12 protein-coding genes are annotated in these 13,701 nt (G+C 66.1%); 2 read left to right on the top strand and 10 right to left on the bottom strand.

Features of this window, described 5'->3' with window-relative positions; all coding sequences use genetic code 11:
• Window positions 1-41 precede the first annotated feature (41 nt).
• From AC0KTM_RS19940 to AC0KTM_RS19980, 9 genes are all read right to left on the bottom strand, one after another.
• Window positions 42-1,394 carry a PPE family protein gene (locus tag AC0KTM_RS19940; protein WP_275254195.1) on the bottom strand — a complete coding sequence of 451 codons (1,353 nt, stop codon included), beginning with the start codon at window positions 1,392-1,394 and terminating at the stop codon, window positions 42-44.
• A gap of 113 nt (window positions 1,395-1,507) precedes the next feature.
• Entirely contained in the window at window positions 1,508-2,767 is a 1,260-nt protein-coding gene (locus tag AC0KTM_RS19945) for a PPE family protein (protein WP_238956742.1), read from the bottom strand.
• 632 nt (window positions 2,768-3,399) lie between these two features.
• On the bottom strand, window positions 3,400-4,164 hold the full coding sequence (locus AC0KTM_RS19950) for an enoyl-CoA hydratase/isomerase family protein (protein WP_238956743.1): 765 nt from the start codon (window positions 4,162-4,164) through the stop codon (window positions 3,400-3,402).
• Window positions 4,145-5,476 (bottom strand): NtaA/DmoA family FMN-dependent monooxygenase, encoded by a 1,332-nt coding sequence (locus AC0KTM_RS19955; protein WP_238956744.1) that lies wholly within the window; start codon window positions 5,474-5,476, stop codon window positions 4,145-4,147. The genes AC0KTM_RS19950 and AC0KTM_RS19955 overlap by 20 nt, the downstream gene beginning before the upstream one ends.
• Window positions 5,473-6,690: an LLM class flavin-dependent oxidoreductase gene (locus AC0KTM_RS19960; RefSeq protein ID WP_238956745.1), complete on the bottom strand. Its 1,218-nt coding sequence runs from the start codon at window positions 6,688-6,690 to the stop codon at window positions 5,473-5,475. Before AC0KTM_RS19960 ends, AC0KTM_RS19955 begins: the two co-directional genes overlap by 4 nt.
• Before the next feature lie 2 nt (window positions 6,691-6,692).
• On the bottom strand, window positions 6,693-8,090 hold the full coding sequence (locus AC0KTM_RS19965; protein WP_238956746.1) for an MFS transporter: 1,398 nt from the start codon (window positions 8,088-8,090) through the stop codon (window positions 6,693-6,695).
• Window positions 8,087-8,536, bottom strand: coding sequence for a GlcG/HbpS family heme-binding protein (locus tag AC0KTM_RS19970; protein ID WP_238956747.1), 450 nt, complete (start codon window positions 8,534-8,536; stop codon window positions 8,087-8,089). The genes AC0KTM_RS19965 and AC0KTM_RS19970 overlap by 4 nt, the downstream gene beginning before the upstream one ends.
• A 33-nt stretch (window positions 8,537-8,569) precedes the next feature.
• Entirely contained in the window at window positions 8,570-9,499 is a 930-nt protein-coding gene (locus tag AC0KTM_RS19975; protein WP_238956748.1) for a dihydrodipicolinate synthase family protein, read from the bottom strand.
• Window positions 9,492-10,277: an IclR family transcriptional regulator gene (locus AC0KTM_RS19980; RefSeq protein WP_275254197.1), complete on the bottom strand. Its 786-nt coding sequence runs from the start codon at window positions 10,275-10,277 to the stop codon at window positions 9,492-9,494. Before AC0KTM_RS19980 ends, AC0KTM_RS19975 begins: the two co-directional genes overlap by 8 nt.
• Window positions 10,278-10,582: 305 nt before the next feature.
• On the opposite strand from AC0KTM_RS19980, the gene AC0KTM_RS19985 reads away from it, so the two are divergent.
• Window positions 10,583-11,944, top strand: a complete 1,362-nt coding sequence (locus AC0KTM_RS19985; RefSeq protein WP_308193088.1) for an aspartate aminotransferase family protein — start codon at window positions 10,583-10,585, stop codon at window positions 11,942-11,944.
• 68 nt (window positions 11,945-12,012) lie between these two features.
• On the opposite strand, the gene AC0KTM_RS19990 is transcribed toward AC0KTM_RS19985, so the two are convergent.
• The gene (locus tag AC0KTM_RS19990) at window positions 12,013-12,312 is read right to left on the bottom strand and encodes a hypothetical protein (RefSeq protein ID WP_225329318.1); all 300 of its coding nucleotides are present in this window, start codon (window positions 12,310-12,312) and stop codon (window positions 12,013-12,015) included.
• Between the two features lie 147 nt (window positions 12,313-12,459).
• Here AC0KTM_RS19990 and dacB1 point away from each other — a divergent pair, with 147 nt between their 5' ends.
• Window positions 12,460-13,701: a D-alanyl-D-alanine carboxypeptidase DacB1 gene (dacB1, locus tag AC0KTM_RS19995; protein ID WP_225329317.1), complete on the top strand. Its 1,242-nt coding sequence runs from the start codon at window positions 12,460-12,462 to the stop codon at window positions 13,699-13,701.

Below are 13,701 nucleotides of genomic sequence, written 5' to 3' on the forward strand. Positions count from 1 at the left end.
CCGGTTTTCGCCGAAGGCCGTGCGGGTGGGGCGAACGTGTTTCACCGGCCGTGAATGTGGATCGCGTGGATGCCGGGCTTCTCGGACAAGTTGGCGAGCAGGTCATCAAGCCCGGCCGAGCTAACTTGCCAGTGCTGGATAGCGTCGGGGTGCTCCTGCACGTGGGAGAAAACATCGCCGAGCTCGCCCGGCGTGTTGGACATCGCGACGGCAGCAGCTCGGCTGCGTTTACCGGCCCCGCCGTTGACGCGGTGACGTGACCCAATGGCGCTTCCTGTTGCGCTGCCTACCGCGCCTGGGACAACTGGGGGCGCACCGAAATTCATCGCGGGCACCACGGGCTGGGCGATTTGAGGCATTGGGGCCGAGGTCAGCCGGATCGCCGGGCCATTCGCCGTCCAGCTCGGTGGCACGGACAGCCTTCCCAGCGTGGTGGCTTGTCCTAGCCCAGCCGACATGGGCCCGGCCCTCACTTCCCCGGCCGCAGGCGAGAGGGGATGTAGTCCGGCTCCGAGTGTGGATTTTGCTATCTCGGATACCGCGACAACGGGGTGGAAGAACGCCCTGGTTTCGGCAAAACTCATGCTGGGGATGCTGGTGATGTCATTGGCTAACAGATTGACTCTGCCGAAAGAACCGAGGATGCCCATCATCGACTGATAGATCGACGTTGTCGATGACGATCCCGTCAGGCTGTTCAGCAGCTTTCCGACGGTGGTGTTGTACGACGTGCTGGCATTAGCGAGCTCTTGCAGAAGCTGCGACAGCCAATCCAGTGGCCCACCGGAAAGACCCGACTGAGCGCCGGTGCCGGTGGACGACGCTGCGTCTTCGGCGGCTGCCCTGGCTTCGGCCTCAGACCCTGCCGGGTTGGTGGTTTGCGGTGGCGCCGAAAACGCGGTCAGTCGGGTGGCAGCCGCCGAGGCCGCAGCGTAGGTGTACATCGCGGCGGCATCTTGGGCCCACATGTGGGCGTAGTCGGCTTCGGTGGCGGCGATAGCCGCGGCGTTTTGCCCGAGGATGTTGGTGGCCAACAGCGCGGCCAGCAGGCTGCGATTGGCCGCGACCACTGATGGTGCAACGGTGGCCGCGAACGCGGTTGCATAAGCCTCGGCCGCCGCCGTGGCTTGAATCGCCGCCTCGTGGGCTTGGGCAGCGGTCTGCGACAGCCAAACCGCATACGGCGCAGCCGCCCCCGCCATCGATGCCGCTGACGGCCCTGTCCAGGGCCCGCTGACGAGCGCGGAGATCACCGATCTGTACGATTCCGCCGCCGATTCCACCTCATCGGCGAGCTCATCCCAGGTCGCTGCAGCGACCAGCATTGATTCTGGCCCAGCACCGGCATACATTCGCGCGGAGTTAATCTCTGGTGGTAAGGCACCGAAATCCATTGCAATTCCTGCTTTCAGCTACTATCTTCATGGCGTCCCCGCCTTTGCTATCGTTGAATAGCACTGCTACATAATGTTTTTCGAACTCAGACCTCGACCAGAGCGAACCACTGTCACTCCTTCGCGGGTGGGACGACAACGATCATCGTGGTGCCGGCCGCATCGGCTGAAGCTGCGCCGCCGGCGGTACGAGCCGCGCCGACGCTGACCGCGCGGCCGCCAACAGCGCCGATTCCGCGTCCGAGCAGACTTGACATGGCCATCTCTTCGAATTGGAGCGTCTCGCCACTGAGGGCGGCCTCCGGAACGGCGAAATCGGTTGTCAACGCGCTGACAACCGGCCTGATCTGGGGACTGGCGATGGCCCACCGCGGCGGTACCGACAGCGCACCGATCGCGTCCGCGCGTCCCACGGCCGCTGCAAGCGAGGTGGCAGCGGACCCTGTCGGATTCACGGCAACCGAACTGAGTTCAGTGGCCAGTGGTGCCAGCGCTCCGGTGATGGGCTTGGCTCCGGACAGCAGACTCACTACGCCCGGCCCGTTTTGAGCCAAACCGAGAATCGGCTGGGTGGTCAGCCACCAACCGCCGGGAATGCTGAGCACGCCGATCGGGCTGTAGTTGCCGGTAAGGGTGGACACGATCGTGGACAGGTTTGACAGGTCGGTTTCGAGTCCCGACAACCACGACGGTGTCGAGGTCGTGCTGGTACTGGTGCCGGTGGCGAGGGTTTGGAGTGCACCGGTCAGCTGCGAGCTCAGCTGGGACAGTTGCGACTGCGCGCTCGAACTGGCCGAGTCGGCGCTGGTGCGAGCGAGCGTGGCCGACTGGCCTGCAATTCCGGAGTCGGTGGTGGTCAGCGGCGGCGTGGTGAACGGCACGAGTTGGGCGGCGGCAGCCGATGATTCGGCGTAGGCGTACATTGCGGTGGCATCCTGGGCCCACATCTCCGCATATTCAGCTTCGGTCGCCGCGATCGCCGGGGTATTTTGTCCCAGCAGGTTGGTAGCGACCAGCGCCGCCAACCTGCTGCGGTTGGCTGAGACAACCGGCGGGGGGACGGTGGCCGCAAACCCCGTCTCATACGCCACGGCAGCGGTGCGGGCCTGATTGGCCGTCAATTCCGATTTGGCCGCGGCGCTGGCCATCCACGCTATGAACGGTGCCGCCGCCCGGGTCATCGACACCGACGACGGCCCTTGCCACGACCGGCTTGCGAGCTCGTCGATGACCGAGCTATATAACGTTGCCGCCGAGCGCAATTCGGCAGCCAGCTCATCCCACGATGCGGCCGCATCCAGCAGCGGCGCCGGTCCGGGCCCGGCATACATCCGGCCTGAATTAATTTCCGGGGGTAACGCCCCAAAATCCATGTGCTTTAACCCTTTGATACGTGCTATCGCCGGCCATATACTTGTCAGAGCGGGAAGGTATACGCCGTTGATTGATTGTCAGACAACGGATTTGCGGAAACAGATCCGGCTAGTCTCGTGTCACCGAGCATAAGTTGCAATGGATCATGGCGGTAATGGTTTTATTCCCCTTGATGCGATCCGACAAGTTTCGGGTCGGCTGGAATAGTTGTGAAACATGTTTGTATCTAACGTTTGTCGACGAACCCATTGTGAGCAGAAGCGCTGGATCAACAACAGCAGAGTACTGTGGCGCTGGCGTGAATATCACTGCACCCCAATGACTTTAGCCGTTATCCCGCTACAAGTAGTAGGCTAAAGGCGTTATGCTGCTGGATAATTCACGGCCCAAGTCCGAGCGGCGGTGAAACACCTAAGAATGATTGCCACGACATGTCGGCGGGCAAAAAGCATTTTTGGGACTGCGAATTCAGTGCGGGCCAGTTATCACTTCCGGCCGGTTGGCTGCCGGACCGACGATGGCGTCATGGCCCGGCTGTTGCTATAACCTAAATCTTTTCCGTTGCCGTTCCCCTCTCGGGTATTCGTGAAAAGTGTTGACCTGTAACCAAGTAGCCCATTAACGGGAGTTTTCAGGGCATCGCCAGCACCGCCGCTGGGGCGGGCGGCACATCTGGACGGCCAGCCGACAGCCAGTTATCCAGACGAGTGATCGCTTCCTCACCCGGATCGGTCACGGCACCGGCCACGGTGTCGTGCGTGAAGCGTTTCAGCAGCCGCAGCGCACCAGCCGGCCGTCGACGGAGGTGGTCGACCAAGGCATCAGCTTCGCTCGCCAGCGACCGCGTGGGCACGATGCGGTTCACCATGCCGACCCGCTGTGCTTCTATCGCGGTCAACAGTCGGCCGGTAACTACGAGCTCGGTGGCAAGCTTGGGCCCGACGTAGCTGCGTAGGTAGTCGACGACCACGAGCGGCGCCAGACCATGCAGGATTTCGTCGAACCCGAGCACGGCGTCCTCGGTCGCGAGCGTGATGTCCGACTGCAGTGCCAGTCCCGCTCCGAAGCCAAGGGCATGTCCTTGGACCACAGCAATGCTGACGCCCGTGAAGTTCCGCAAGAGCGCGTTGACACTGGTGATCAGTCGCAACGCCTCGACGTTCGACAGGCCGGGAATGCGCTCGCTTGAGTCTCGCCCGAAAGAGAAGTCGGGGCCGGTGGCACGCAGTACCAGAACGACGGCTTGCCCGGATGCGCGCTCCAGCGCGGTGATCAAGGCGAGCATGGTCGCGACGGTGAACCGGTTGCCGCGGTGCGGCGCATCGAAGGTGATCGTCGCTACCGTGTCAGCCAGTTCGAGGCGGACCGCGCGGTCGTCAGGTCTGGGCTCGGTCATCGGCAACTCCTAAATTGGCTCGCAGCGTGGTGTGTGCGTAGTCGGTGTGAAACAACCCTCGATCCTGCAAGACAGGGACCAGTCGCTCGACCGCGTCAACAAGGCCGGTGGGGATGGAGTCGATCATCAGGTTGAAGCCGTCGGCCGCGCCGCATCGGTGCCACAACGCAATGGTGTCTGCCACCTGCTCGGCGGTACCGACCACTTGTAGATGACCACCGCCGTTGCGGCGCAGCAGCTCTCGGACGGTCAGCCGCTCCCGCACCGCGAGCGTCACAGCAGCGGCACGAAATCCAACTGAGCCGGCGAATTTTTCGTCGTTCTCGAGCAGATGCAAGGGTAGCGGGGCGTCGAGGTCCAGCGCGCTGACTGGCACGCCGATTCGCCGTGCCAGCTTTTTCAGTTCCGGCCCCACACCACCGAGTTCGTCGAGTTCGCACTTGCGGCGATGCGCGTCCTCGTCGGTCTCACCGAGAATTGCCAGCAGTCCGGGAACGACTTTGACGCGGTCGGGTTCGCGGCCGTGGGCGCGTGCCCGTTCGCGAATCTTGTCCCTGAAGTTGATGGCCGCTTCGAGCACGTTTTGCGCGGTGAAGACAACGTCGGAGTAGCGGCCGGCGAGGTCCTGGCCCGCCGCGGACGAGCCGGCCTGGATCACCGCGGGCCTCCCCTGCGGGGTGCGCGGCAGCGGCAAGGGTCCTTTGACTCGGAAATGCTTCCCGATGTGGTTGATTGGGCGAACGCCGTGGGCGGCGGCGAACGTTGCGCTGGCCGCGTCGCCGATCAAAGCTCCCGGATCCCAACTGGACCACAAGCCGAGAACCACGTCGATGAATTCGCGGGCACGGTCGTAGCGCTGCGCGCGATCGGGCAGTCGCGCGCCGCCGAAGTTCTCGGCGACATCGGGCACGAAGGTGGTGACCGCGTTCCAGCCCGCGCGCCCGCCGCTGAGGTGGTCCAGCGTCGCAAAGCGCCGAGCCAATTCGAATGGTTCGGTGAATGTTGTTGATGCCGTGCCGATCAGCCCCACCCGATCGGTCACCGTGGCCATAGCCGCGAGGACGACCGCCGGGTCCATCGCGCCGAGCGCCGGGCGGTCGGTGCCTTCCTCGGCGTTGGTGAGGGTATCGGCAAGAAACACCGCGTGCAGCTTGCCGCGTTCGGCGGTCCGCGCCGCGTCTTGATACATCGCGGCCGTCAGGTAATCGGTGGCCGGCGCTTGACGTGCACGCCAGGCGCCGTGGTGGAAACCCAGGCCCATGATTGTCGCCATCAACACCAGTGATCCATCTGCCGAGCCCTGGGGACTCATGAGTTCGACCTCGGTAGCCGCAATCCGCGCGCCTCGAGCAGCGGGATGACCGCCTCGGCGAAGAACGCGAGTTCTGGCTCGTAGTCGTAGAAGCCGATCTGGACTCCGTCGATCCCGGCACAGTGCAGTTTCTCCAGCTGGTCGGCGACGGTGACTGGTCCACCGACGATCTGCAGGTGGCCGCCAAGGATCCGGTCGGCGCTGACGTGCTCGGGCCACGCTAGCGCGTCACCGTCGCGGTGCCTGGCGTCGTAGGCCGCGATCGAACCGAGATCGGGGCGGGCGACGATCTCGTCGCGGTAAGCGACGGCTTCGGCGTCGGTTTCGCGGCAGATCACCAGCGGGAAGATGATCGTCTTGCCGGGCGAGCGGCCGTGGCGGTGGTACGCGGCTCGGATCTGGGCGGTCTGATCGGGCAGGTGCTCGATTGCGCGGTCGAATACGGGGCCGGCCGGACTGGAGGTGAACACGATGTCGGAATGCTTGGCCGCGAATGTGAAACCGGCGGGTGAAGCGCTGGCCGAGACCATGATCGGCCGGCCGTGGGTTGGTCGCGGCGACACGTATGCGCCGTCCAGGCTGTACCAGTTGCCGTCGTAGGTGAGGTTGTCCACACCGGCCCACAGGTCTTCCATGATCGCGGTGAACTCATCGGCTCGGGCGTAGCGCTCGTCGTGGTCGACGCGGTGCATACCGAACATCAACGGCTCGCGCGCGTCATACCCGGTCACGATGTTCAAGCCGAAGCGACCGCCGGCGATGTGGTCTGCGGTCGCCGCGAATCGCGCGAGATGCAGCGGATGCCAATTGCCGTACAGGACATGGACGGTCGAGATGGTCAAGATCCGCTCGGTCAGCGGTGCAAGCGCAACCGTCGAAATGAACGGGTCGAGGAAGTTTTCCCGGTAGCTCATCTCGCCCCCGAAACCACCCTTACCGGTCCACTGCTGCAGTCCGAACACGAAGTCGAACTCGAACCTCTCGGCCTGCAGCGTCAGGTCGCGGTTGTACTCGAACTCCCAGCGCGTCGCGCGTGGCAACGTCGACTGCGAAAAGCCGCCGGTCTGAGTAGGCAAGAACAGCCCCAACATCAGCGGCTGTCGGCAGACGCGCGCCAACGGGCTCGACGGATCCTCGGCGGGTGAGAAAGGATGGCGGAGTTCGGGATTCGCGCGCCGTGGCGAGGGTGGCTGCGACGGGTACGCATTGCTCATCGTCATGCCTCCGCCACCGCGACGCCGTGCGGCAAGTCTGGTTTCTCGGCCTGCTCGCGATCCGAATCGGTCGGGGTGTGCACACCCGGCAACGCTCGACCGCGGGTTTCCGGACCGAGGAACGGCGCGACGAACATCCCGAGCGCGTACGACGTGCAGCCGATCACGATCGCCGCCGTGCTGATCGACCCGAACGCGGTGATCAGCACGGGGGTGAGAAGAGCACCGGCCGCGGCTGCCAACCGAGCGGTGTTGAACACCACCGTCATTGCGGTCGCCCGGATCTGTGTGGGGAAGACTTCGCTGGGATACAACGCCATCCAGGTCCACTGCCCGAGCGTGAAAAACCCGTTGAGCGCCGCGAATCCGATCAGCGCTGCGCAGCTCTCCGGGAGATGGAATAACAGCGGCGTCGTGACCACCGACGCGGCGAAGTACGCGGTGATCACCGGCTTGCGCCCGACAGAATCCGCGAGCCACCCCATCGCCAGGTAGCCGATGACCCCGGCAAGGTTGTAGGCGACATTGACCAGAGTGATCCAGGTCGGCAGGTCGCTCACGCGCCCGCCCAGCTTCTGCCCCGTAAACGCCGGAATCCACGTCGATACCGCCCACCAACCCAGCGTGCTGGCGAGCGCCCCCACCAGCAGTACCGCTACCTGGTTACGGAACTTGGCTCGTCCGAGGAGCTGCACCAACAGCGGCCGGGCCAGCTCGCGGTCGATGCCGCTGATCGCCTCGCCCCGCGCGAGGCGATCGATCGAGTCACGACGGCGGCGGTCCGAGTCGTTCCACAGCTGCGGATCGGAAACACCGCGCCGGATGAACCCTGCCAGCAGCGCCGGCGCCACCCCGAGCAGATACATCCATCGCCAGTCGGCGCTGCCACCGACGTTGATGACCTGCCATGCTCCGGTGGCGACCAGGAAGCCAAGCCCAAAACCACTCTGCAACAATGCAATACGTACACCGCGGCGGCGTGGATCGGAGATCTCCGACACCAGCGAGCTGCCGGCACCCCACTCCGCGCCCATGCCGAAGCCGGTCAGGAAGCGGAAGACAATCAAGGCCACGTAGGTCGGCGACACTGCTGTCAACCCGGCGAAAACCGCGTACCAGAGGATCGACCACAGCAAGACACGGCGGCGGCCGAAGCGGTCGGCGAGCACACCCGACGCCAGCCCGCCCGCGGCCCAGGAGACCAGCGTCGTCGACAGAATTGCGCCCACATACAGCGGGTGGTCGACAGCGGTATGCGGGCCGACCAGGTCGTCGACGGCTGTCCTGGCGACCAGCACGGTCGCGAAGGTCTCATATCCGTCGAACAGCCAGCCGAGGTAGGCCCCGATGAACCCGCGGCGGCGCGCCCGTGGGGCATCGCGCGGCAGCCACTCGGTCACGAGCGTCCCACCGTGGTCAGGTTCGCGTCGGTCGATTCGAGTTCGGCCACGCCGGCCAGCGCTACGTCCTCGTCCTGCGATGCGGTGCCGCCGCTGACGCCGACACCACCGACGACGACACCGTTTTCGACTATCGGCGCGCCGCCGCCGATCACCGAGAAGCGCCCGCCATTGGTCTTGTCGATGCCCCATGCCGGTGCCCCCGGCTGGGACACCTGGCCGTAGAAGCTCGTCAAGTTACGGGCACCCGCGCCGGTGAAGGCCTTGTCGATGGCAATCGACACGCTGGTGAGCTTCGCGCCGTCCTCCCGGATGAACTGCACGAGTGTTCCGCTTTCGTCGACCACGGCAATGCACATCGGCACGCCGATCTGCCCGGCCCGCCGGCGCGCGCCGGCGATCACCCTCTCCGCTTCGCGGGTTCCGATGCGGCGAATTGTCTGCATGTGCGACCTCCTCGTTGGTGTGAACGCGCTGGACTATGCGCGGCCGGTCGCGGTGCCGGCCGCGGTCACGCGCGGCCAGGCGGCGACGGACGCCACGATTGCGCGGCGGTCATCCTCTGCCACCGCGAAAAACGGCGGCGCCGGATCGCCGAGGTCGTAACCGAGTTCATTCCCGGCCGCCTTCATCACCGGCACTAGCCCGTACCTGGCCGACCAGCGCACGGGGAAGGTCGCGGCGTTCCGCTGTAGGTCCGTAGCCCGGCGCAGATCGCCGTCGGCAACCGCATCGCGAATGCTCGCCGCCAGCAGGGTGGCCGGCGGTGGCGTCATCGCGCCCGCGCCGCCGGACAACAGCACGCTCAACAACGGCTGGATCGTGGCGAAGTATGCGGCGTGCCCGGCGTGGTGGATCTCCTCGACCGCGCGCAGCACCCGAGCGATGTTGCGGGAACTGTCTTTCAGCGCGACAACGCCAGGAACGGCGCACATCTCGATCAGAGTCTCCAGCGATGGGTCGGCGCCATGTCCGGGGTTGTGGTACAGCACGACCGGCAGCGGCGACGCCTCGACCAAGGCGTTGGTCCAGCCGACCAACTCATCGGGCGAGGGATCTCCACCCCACGTCCGGCGCGGTATCAACACCTGAATGAAGTCCGCGCCATGTGCGGCGGCGAGTTCGGCGAGCTCCGCGGTCTCGGAAAGGGAGCCCGCGGTCGCCCCGGCCAACACCAAGGACCGGCGTCCGATGCGCTCGATCGCTGCGACCAGGGTCCTGCGCCTGCTCGCCGGTGACAAAGCCCGATACTCGGATGCCTCGGCGGCCAACACGCTGAGCGCATCACAGTGCTCAACCAGTAGATCGAGCTCACCGCCCAGCCTGACCTCATCGACGGACCCCGAGCTGGTGAAGGGTGTCAGCACGGCACCGATCACGCCGCGCAGCGCGCCTGCCTGCCTAGTCACTACGCGCCGCCTCACCAATCACGGCAACGGACATCGCTTGGACGATGTGTTCACGCCCCTGCCGCAATGCGTGCTCCGCGACGACCGGATCGAGGCGCTGTGTCGGGCCCGAAATCGTCAGTGCGACGGTCTTGAAGCGAAGCGAGTCGTAGAGCGGAATCGAGACCGCCGAGATTCCCGACGCGACCTTATCGACGGTGTATGCGACCCCCGCCCGTTCGACAGCGGTGACGACTTCCTCTGGGGCAACGGCGATTCCGCGACTGCGCAGCTCGTCACGCTCGGCCTCGTTGAGTGCGAACGTCGATAACACGAGGCCCGACGCGCCACCGTCGAGCGCTACCCGGGTACCCACCCGAATGTCGGCATGCAGCACCTGCGAGGACTCGGCGCGCTGGATGATCAGCGCCGCATCGCCACCCAGTGCGGCAATCGAAACCGTCTCGTTGACCCGGGCCGCGACCTGCTGGAGGAGCGAATGAATGCGCTGTCCGAGCCCCGCCTGTTCCAACGCGGCATTGCCCAGCCGAGCCACCTTCAGGGTCAGGCCGTAGCGCCCGTCGAGGTCCTGCTCGACCCAGCCCGATGCGATCAATCCGGCCAGCTGTTTGTGCACCGTCCCACGCGCAGAACCGACCCGTCGAGCGATGTCACTGACCCCGAGCGGACGTCCCGCCTCAGCCAGCGCCTCGATCAATTGCAGACTCTTCTGCGCCGCACTCAGCGGCCCACCCAGCAGGAGCGTTTCCTTGTAAGAAACAGTGTCATCTATAGGCATACACGGCAAGATATCGCCGTCGACGCGGGTGGGGAACCGGAGCCAAAGTCGGCAATGGGAGGGGCTGCCCTATCCCGGCGCCACCTCCACCTCACGCAAGCGGCCCGAACCGATCGCGCATCGCGCCAGCTCAGCGGGCGATGCCCGACCACGTGTGCGCCAGGGCGCCGCCGCCATGCGGCCATGTCGAATATCGGTGGAGCAATACAATCTGTCCGATCGAAAGATGAGCCGCGCGGCGCACCACGCCGGCAGCCCAGCGCGGCGACGGCGAGCGCCGAACGGCGCGAGTTGGGAGCCGGGCAATCGAACCGAGCGTTAGAGTCGCACGCACCATGACCGACAACCTGTGGCTGCACTTCTCCCGGCACGGCCCGGGAGTCACGCCGCCGATCATCACCCGCGGCGAGGGCGTCACCATCTTCGACGACCGCGGCAAGAGCTACCTCGACGGCCTGTCCGGGCTGTTCACCGTGCAGGTCGGCCACGGCCGCACCGAGCTCGCCGAGGTCGCGGCGCGGCAGGCCGAGACTCTGGCGTTCTTCCCGCTGTGGGGGTATGCCACCCCCACGGCGATCGAGCTCGCCGAGCGTCTCGCGGGCTACACGCCGGGCGATCTGAACCGGGTGTTCTTCACCACCGGCGGCACCGAGGCCGTCGAGACCGCGTGGAAACTGGCCAAGCAGTACTTCAAGCTCACCGGCAAACCCGGTAAGCACAAGGTGATTTCGCGATCGGTCGCCTACCACGGCAGCACCCAGGGCGCCCTGGCGATCACCGGACTGCCCCGCTACAAGGCGCCGTTCGAGCCGGTAACGCCGGGCGGCTTCCGGGTACCCAACACCAACTTCTATCGGGCGCCGGAACCTTTCGACACCGACCCGAAGACCTTCGGGCGGTGGGCCGCGGACCGCATCGCCGAGGCGATCGACTTCGAGGGCCCCGACACCGTGGCGGCGGTTTTTCTGGAGCCGGTGCAGAACGCCGGCGGCAGCATCCCGCCTCCCCCAGGCTATTTCGGGCGGGTGCGCGAGATCTGCGACGAATACGACGTGCTGCTGGTTTCCGACGAGGTGATCTGCGCGTTCGGCCGCATCGGGTCGATGTTCGCCTGTGACGACTTCGGCTACGTGCCGGACATGATCACCTGCGCCAAGGGAATGACGTCGGGCTACTCACCGATCGGCGCCATGATCGCCAGCGAGCGCTTGTTCGAGCCGTTCAACGACGGCGCGACGATGTTCCCGCACGGCTATACCTTTGGCGGCCACCCGGTTTCGGCGGCCGTCGGGCTGGCCAACCTCGATATCTTCGAGCGCGAGGGGCTCAACGATCACGTCAGGGCCGACGCGCCGGCCTTCCGCGCCACCCTGGAAAAGCTCCTCGACCTGCCGATCGTCGGCGACGTGCGCGGCGAGGGTTTCTTCTACGGCGTGGAGCTGGTCAAGGACAAGGCGACCAAGCAGACGTTCAGCGACGCCGAGCGCCGGCCGCTGCTGGCCCGGGTCGGCTCGTCCCTGTTCGAGGCCGGGTTGTATTGCCGCACCGACGACCGCGGCGATTCCGTCATTCAGCTGGCGCCGCCGCTGATCAGCGGCCAGGCCGAATTCGACACCATCGAATCGATCCTTCGCGGGGTGCTCACGGAGATCCAACCGCGACTCTGACGTCCTGGGCATGGCGCGCGAACCGCGTATCAACCCGGTCCGGTGGCAGCCACCACGCTGTGATCGAGCTAGCCGGTGGCTGTAGCGAGGACCCGCTTGACCTCGTACGCGGCCAGCAATACGTCTCGGGAATGCGCCGGCGTCGGGTTGCTCGCGATCCGCGTTTGCGCGTTGCACAGCCACGCGAGCGCGGACCGCAGGTCGGGATCGGTCGTGGTGTCGCGATGCGCTTGCAGTTCCGCCAACACCTGATCAAGCCCCGACCGCCGAACCTGCGTTGCCTTCTCGACCTGCGCGAGCAGATCCTTCAGCGGCCGGGGACCCGACGCGCCAGCGCCATCGCGGGCCCCCCGGAACTGGGACCGCAACTGAGACCACAACCCATCGTTTGGAATAGCCGTCAGTCTAGGGGTTCGACGCGAGCCCCGCGCGCCGGGGAATTCGTAACTTCCGTCTCATCAGTCACAGCGCGGCTCCCCGGATTCGGGCGTCCGATCGCTTAATGTGCACAGACGATGACCCTGTTACGTTCCGCATCATGCCTGGCAGCGGCGCTTTTCCTGATGGCCGCCCCGGCCACGATTGCCTTGCCGCTCGCCAGGGCCGAACCAGGCGCCGAACCCAACGCCGCACCCACGAACTGCCCGTACAAGGTGAACACCCCGGCGGCGGTGGATTCGTCGGAGGTCCCCACCGCCGGCGACCCCCCGATCCCGCTGGCGGTGCCCGCCAAGCCCGTCGGCGGTGACGCGCTGGGCGGTTGCGGCATCGTCGCCGCGCCGAATACGCCGCCGCTCCCGGGCGACGTGTCCGCCGAGGCCTGGCTGGTGGCGGACCTGGACAGCGGCGCGGTCATCGCCGCCAAAGACCCGCACGGGCGCCACCGCCCGGCCAGCATCATCAAGGTGCTGGTGGCGATGGCCGCCATCAACACGCTCAACCTGAACAAGTCGGTTTCCGGAACCGCCGACGACGCGGCCGCCGAGGGCACCAAGGTCGGCGTCCAGGAAGGCGGCGTGTTCACCGTCAACCAGCTGCTGCACGGCCTGCTGATGCACTCCGGCAACGACGCCGCCCACGCGCTGGCCATGCAGCTCGGCGGCATGCAGCAAGCGCTGGAGAAGATCAACGTGCTCGCCGCCAAGCTGGGCGGCCAGGACACCCGGGTGGCGACGCCGTCGGGGCTGGACGCGCCCGGCATGAGCACCTCGGCCTACGACATCGGGCTGTTCTATCGCTACGCGTGGCAGAACCCCACGTTCGCCAACATCGTCGCGACCCGGACCTTCGACTTCCCCGGCCACGGCGACCACCCCGGCTACGAGCTGGAGAACGACAACCAGCTGCTCTACAAGTATCCCGGCGCCCTGGGCGGCAAGACCGGCTACACCGACGACGCGGGCCAGACGTTCGTGGGCGCGGCCAACCACGACGGGCGGCGGTTGGTGGCGGTGCTGCTGCACGGGACGCGGCAGCCGATCGCGCCGTGGGAGCAGGCCGCGCATCTGCTGGACTACGGATTCGCCACCCCGCAGGGCACTCAGGTCGGCTCACTGGTCGCGCCCGACCCCTCGCTGGCGCCGGCCAAGAGCGACACCGCCGCCGACCGGCTCGCCACCAACGCTGCCGCGGGGGCGATCATCGGTTCGGCGGATGCCATGCCGGTCCGGGTGGGCGTCGCTGTCATCGGCGCCATCATCGTGTTTAGCTTGATCATGGCCGCGCGCTCGATGAACCGTCGACCCCAGCACCGCTGA

Source organism: Mycobacterium sp. NTMscope_Eco_3 (assembly GCF_976985685.1).